This is a genomic window from Mobilicoccus sp., assembly GCF_032060985.1.
Lineage (GTDB): Bacteria > Actinomycetota > Actinomycetes > Actinomycetales > Dermatophilaceae > Mobilicoccus.
Genome location: NZ_DAMBGD010000034.1, coordinates 1 through 3,251, shown reverse-complemented (window position 1 = coordinate 3,251; position 3,251 = coordinate 1). Strand labels below are relative to the sequence as shown.

Below are 3,251 nucleotides of genomic sequence, written 5' to 3'. Positions count from 1 at the left end.
AGCCGGCCCCGCAGGCCAGCCCGGTCAGATGCCACCTGATGCTGCAGCAGTCCCGGGCGGCCCATGGTGACGAGGTCAGTACTCTGCGAGTACCGGGCCGGTACGTCACCGTCGGTGGCCAGCATTCGCAGTGCATACCGACGCTGCGCTAAGTCTGGGTATTCGTCAGATGGCGGCCAAGGTAGCCGATGTACACCCGCCCGGTGCCGCCGTCCTGAGTGTCGTCCAAGTAATAGAGGCGCGGGTCGTGCCGTGCTACTCGGCCCAATTTGAAGTGGGCCAGCATTTGCACCCACTCTTCTTCCCGCACCTCAGGCGGCACGGGGAAGATCCGTTCCTCACCGAATTGTCGCTGGGTGATACCCGTCTCCGTGGGGGCGTGATTTCCGGCTGGAAGCGTACGGTAACCGTTCGGCGTCGCCTCGAGATACTGGGCAACTCCCTGGCTGAAATCGCCGCTGGCCTTCGCTCTGACGTAGTCACTGAGAACCAGACACGCCTGCCAAGCCTTCGGGACGCACCTCCCGGCCGGGTCCAGGCGTGTCAGTTCGAGAGTGGCACCAGCATCACCGGAGAAGACCACTCCGTGACTCGCCAGTTGATCGATGGCCTCCAGTAACCCGTCGTAGTCCTGCGGTGTGGGGAGATTGTCGGCGCCAACGGATGGATCGAAGGCCTCATCCACCCGCCCTGCCGCGATCAGGAGGCCTTGGAGGCGGCGTACTTCCTCAACGAGCTCGTTCTCACGATCACCCTGGATGTGCAGCTCAAGGCTCAGGTCGTCGTACCTCATCTCAAGCTCCGCCTGGGCGCGCTCGAGCCGAAGGATCTGGGACTCATAGTCGTCCTCCTCCGCAGCTGTCCGAGCAGCGTCGAGCCGGCTCTTGAGCTGATCGGCACGCAAAGCCTCGGTGGCCATGAGGTCGGCGACATCGACCGTGAGGTCGTCGGCGCCGACGAGTTCGAGGAAGGCCTCAATGGCTGGGGTGAGTCGCAGCGTCGCGAGGTCGGACCAGTCCGTATCTGTCGTGGGCTGCTCCCTCTCGTCGAGGGCTGTAACGGTCTCCCCTTCGCGATCCCGCAACAGATCGGTAAGCGCGTCGAGGTCCTGCTCTGTGGGGAAGATCGGCGGTTGCGTGGTGAGACCCGGTTCGTCGTCGGCGCCATCCACTCGGATAGTGCCGATCGCGGGTGTGGGGGGAGGAACCGTCAGGATGTCCAGCCTGGCCTGCCGGGCGAACCTGCGCTCCCACTCCTGAACCTCGGCGTGGTGCTCGCGTCGGTTGGCCTGATCCCGAGCGACTCGGCCGAGAAGTCCAGCCACGGCTGTCGGACGCATCCCATCCAGGCGCTCAGTACCAAGGAATCGATGGCGTGCCCACTCTGTGGCGTCATCCTCGCGCAGCCCTGGAAGGTAAGTGCGGATCGTCCGAGGTTTTGCATCGCCGTGGGCTGGCATGAGCGCATTGAATGCTTGCAATGCCTCCGGCTCTAGAGCTACCGCATGACCAATGCCGACGATCTCCTTGAACCAGCGACGCCACGTGTCACCCCGCGTCGCTTCGTGAGCCGCGTCAAGGCCCGTGATGAAGACGGGATGGCGGCGGTCGGGGTCGAACAGCAAGTCCCGCAGGTCCGGCACCTTCTCGCGATCGACGTTCCACACGCCATCGTGGAGCTGAAAGTTCCCGTCGATGAGTGCCAGATTGCCGATGAAGAGCTCGGCGAGACCCGGGACCGCCACGAACCGCCCCTCGTCGTTGGTGACCTTGACCGAAATCCAGCCGCCCAGGTCCTGATGCTGGACCGCAATGACTCGGGTGGTCCATCGTCCGAGGTCGCCGTCTTCCCGCATCTCGAAGTCGAGGGCCAGAGAATCTTCGTGAACGAGGTGGCGTGCACGGGCCCACCGAGAGCCGTTCTCCCATGTCCCCCCGACAGCGATCGGAAGATCCCAGCCGGATTTCCGCTCCCGGATCCAATCGCCTATGAGGAGTTCGACGTCTTCCAGCCACGTGTCTTCCTCCTCGACGCGGAAGAAGGCGTTGTAGTCGGCGCCGGAATTGCGTTGGTCATCCCCACCAGCCGATGCTGGGCCAGCGCTGGGGGTCGCTGTGCTGACGGATCCCGGGGCCAATACTGGCGGGGTTGTGCGGACGCGCGGCATGAGGAGGGGCGTGGGTGGCGGAGGCGCAGGCGACGCGGTCTCCATATCCGCGCTGGCGTGACCGGCGGCCTTCGAATCCTCTGGCCGGGGGGCGGGTGAGGAGTGGGGAACAGTCTGACGCGGTGGCAGAGGCTCACGTGCGTGGCCTGCCTCCTGATCACTCATCTCTTGGAGGAGGCGTCGGATGCGCGGGGAAAACTCGGTCCGGATGCCGACGTCGGCGTCGCGTCGTACCTGATTGCGCCAGCGGCGGCAGTCCGCGACGGCGTCAGCACGGTCCATCTGTCGGAAGAGCGTGATGGCCCGGCCAAGGGTGAGCACGACCCATGCCGTCGATCGGCACTCCATCCCGAAGGTGTATTCGACCTCCTGCTGTGTTTGCTGTGGCTTTCTCGACGGCTGGGGCGTGCGGTCTGCGACCTTGCCAGAGCGGGCGGGAGCGGCATCGGGTTGCGGCGGGCGCGCAGCCCTGCGCCGGGTCTGCGCCTTGCGGGCTGGTTGCCACAACTCGCTGAGCTGGGCCTGCATCTCGTTGGAGAGCCGCGCAGGGTGTCCGTCAAGATCTGAGAGGGCCTGTCGCAACAGCCGCCGTCGTTCCTCTGCTCCCCACGGCGGCAGACGCAGCGGCGCTCCATCCTGGGCCAGGAGATCTACGATGACCTTTCTGACTGCCTGCAGGGAGTAGCGTCGGTCGCCGACGACTACCGTGAGTTGCTGGTTCGGGGCATCAGGCCCTGTCCCCCCGTCCTCCCGGCGCCGTACATCGCGCTTCCCGCGTTGCGCGATGGCGCTCTTTCTGACCGACATGGTCCCCGGACGCACGAAGACCACATGACGGGCCCGGCTGCGCACCAAGACGATTCCCCTCCTCGCGATACACCGTGGTTAGACCCTAGCTATTTCGCATATGCGGGGACTGTCCGCCTAACGGTGTAAGTGGCGTTTTCATGGTCAGCGGTCTTCGGCGGCCGGCATGCGGTCGGCGAAGGTGATGGCGAAGGCGTTCAGCGCTGGTTTCCAGCGCATGGTCTGGGCTGACCCCGTTTTGTAGGTCCGGTGGTTCTGGGAGTCGTCCTGTCGCCCG

Annotated in this window: 1 protein-coding gene; it reads right to left on the bottom strand. The window is 65.2% G+C overall.

Annotated elements, in window-relative coordinates:
• Positions 1 to 148 precede the first annotated feature (148 nt).
• Positions 149 to 2,974, bottom strand: a complete 2,826-nt coding sequence (locus RT054_RS16455) for a hypothetical protein (protein ID WP_313025686.1) — start codon at positions 2,972 to 2,974, stop codon at positions 149 to 151.
• Between the last annotated feature and the right edge of the window lie 277 nt (positions 2,975 to 3,251).

What these genes read in the sequence shown, in the direction of transcription:
- RT054_RS16455 (WP_313025686.1), bottom strand. Translation starts at nt 2,974, where the DNA reads ATGTCGGTCAGAAAGAGCGCCATCGCGCAACGCGGGAAGCGCGATGTA.